The organism is Rhizobium sp. CCGE 510 (genome assembly GCF_000292525.1).
In the GTDB taxonomy this organism is placed as follows: domain Bacteria; phylum Pseudomonadota; class Alphaproteobacteria; order Rhizobiales; family Rhizobiaceae; genus Rhizobium.
Genome location: NZ_AEYF01000064.1, coordinates 1 through 1,344 on the forward strand (window position 1 = coordinate 1; position 1,344 = coordinate 1,344).

Annotated in this window: 1 protein-coding gene and 1 pseudogene; both read right to left on the reverse strand. The window is 62.6% G+C overall.

What is annotated here, in order from left to right; translation table 11 throughout:
* A pseudogene (locus RCCGE510_RS32250) lies at positions 1–195 on the reverse strand (S26 family signal peptidase); the annotation flags it as partial.
* On the reverse strand, positions 192–1,344 hold a 1,153-nt coding region (locus RCCGE510_RS32255; RefSeq protein ID WP_007637581.1), incomplete at its 5' end, for a BID domain-containing protein. The gene RCCGE510_RS32255 and the pseudogene RCCGE510_RS32250, both read right to left, overlap by 4 nt.

The following is a 1,344-nucleotide window of genomic DNA, read 5'->3' on the forward strand; positions in this document are numbered from 1 at the left end:
CGGCGTCACCGGAGGGCAGATGAAGACCAGATCGCCGACAGCGATTTTCTGGCCCGCCATCTCGATCCGCCAGAGCCCGAGCGGCTCGCTCGGCGTCAGGTTCAGCCGGAAGCCGCCGATGACGGCAGCGGCTGCGAAGAGCCCGACGCCCATCGCTGATGCGCCAAGAACCATGATTGCCCGCAGCAGGTTCATTGTTTTAGCGCCGGCGTCTGGCGTTGGCTGAGGCGCAGGTCTTCGACCTGTTTCAGCGTCGCCGTGGTCCGCTCGTGCGCGGCCAGTTGCTGCGCCGTGCGCATCACCGGCCAAGCCTCCTTCAGGCTCTCCTTTTCGGCGGGCTGAAGGCCGGAGGCCATCTTGTCGAACAGCGGCCCCTCGAGGTCGCGCGCGGCATTGGTCAGCAGTGTCCGCTCGCCGAAGCGCTCGGAGACAGCCTTGTTGAAACCATCGATTTCAAGCTTGGCCTCCCGGTTGCTGATCGCAAACCCAAGCGCTGCCGGAAGATCGTTGCGATCGATGGCGTCGCGGACCCGCTCCAAGACGGTGCGGGCTTCGGGCGACAATGCCGGGATGTCGATCGACACACGCTGGCGCAGGTTCTTTTCCTCGCCCTCGATCCGCTCCCGGACCGTCTCGCGCATCGTCAGATATTGCTCGAGGTCGCGCTTGAGCGCCGGCAGATTGACCTCGGCAACACGTCGTGCCTCGCGATCCGCCTTGCTGGCGAGAAGGCTAGTCTTGCCGTTCAACGCTCCGATCGAAGCCGGGTCATCAACGAGTTTCTGCAGCGTCTGTTTCGCCGCTTCGCGCTCGGTAAGTACGGCTTCAAAGTTCATCGCCCGGAATGCCGTCTCAGGATCGGCAAACACGTAGCGGAAACGGGTCGAGACGTCCTCCCATTGGCGTTTCAGCGCCGGATCGTCGCCGAGCTTCTGATCGATCGTATCGCCTAGCGAAAAGGCGAACTGTTTGACGCCGGCCACCATCGGCGGAAGCTCCTTCTTCTGTTTCGGAAGTGGGGATTGAAGAAGACCAAGCCGCTCGCCAACCGCACGTAGTTGCCTGGCCAGAGCGGCGACCTTCTCTTTCTGCCGCAGGGTCCAGTCGAGGCGGTCATGCACGAGCGTTCGCGCAACATTGACGAGGTGCAGCCCGCGGTTTTCCGCGAAAGACAGCGCTTGGCGGTAAAGAGCGCCATGCCGGTAATCCAGCGTCGTCTCCTTGGCATTGCGGCGCGACAGGACCTTCTCCAGCCCGCCGCTGAAGGCGAAGGAACGCGCACCGTAATAAACCTGCAAATCTTCGCGATGACGGGTCATGGCCACATAAGTCAGGTGACGATCA